Source organism: Aliivibrio sp. S3MY1, assembly GCF_028765575.1.
GTDB lineage: Bacteria > Pseudomonadota > Gammaproteobacteria > Enterobacterales > Vibrionaceae > Aliivibrio.
The window spans coordinates 1-722 of record NZ_JARACO010000104.1 but is presented as its reverse complement, the minus strand read 5'-3'; the positions used below and the strand labels follow the sequence as shown (position 1 = coordinate 722).

General features: G+C 33.5%; 1 protein-coding gene. It reads right to left on the bottom strand.

Going from position 1 to position 722, the window contains the following annotated elements:
• Positions 1–124 precede the first annotated feature (124 nt).
• The gene (locus tag PVK62_RS17450; RefSeq protein WP_274445645.1) at positions 125–433 is read right to left on the bottom strand and encodes a hypothetical protein; all 309 of its coding nucleotides are present in this window, start codon (positions 431–433) and stop codon (positions 125–127) included.
• Positions 434–722 lie beyond the last annotated feature (289 nt).

Below are 722 nucleotides of genomic sequence, written 5' to 3'. Positions count from 1 at the left end.
GCAGACTTAGCTGAATTTTACTGCCTTAATCACTGAAACTAAAGGCAAACTGACAACGCCGAGTGTAGCAAATCGTGTTGATGCATTTGTTATGTGCGTAGCAAACTTTAAATGCCATATTTATTTACTTAGGATTTGATGGTTTTGATAGCCCTCTTTTCTTATATTCTTTTTCGTAAATCACTTCATTTATTATCCATCCAAAATAATTCAGGATTAGTCCAAAAACGAACAAAAAAGGAATTTGAACATATAAGTCTAATCGGTATTCTTCCCATGAATGAACTTTATCGAAAACAATAAACCCAACCAAATACCCAAAAAAAACTGCGCCACCAATGAGCAAGGTTTGTTTGAGCACATAATTTAGCTGTCCTTTTTTACGTGTAAGAGCCCAGCGTTCAAAGCGTTTATTTTTCCATTGTTTGATCATAACTCACACTCTTTGCTTAATTAATAGAAAGACTAAGGTATACCTTTCACGATAAATAAAATGTGCACTAGTTCAATAGAAAAGAAAGATCACCTATAAGTAACAAAAAAGCACATAACGCCTGCATAACACGTTTGCTACCATGCAGATTAATCCCAAATTTACCACTTAATGCGATAAACCCAAAGAAATCTAGAACGCCGAATGTAGCAAATCGTGTTGATGCATTTGTTATGTGTTTTGTTTATTGAGATATTATATTGATATAGCAAACCTAACCAGTATATAT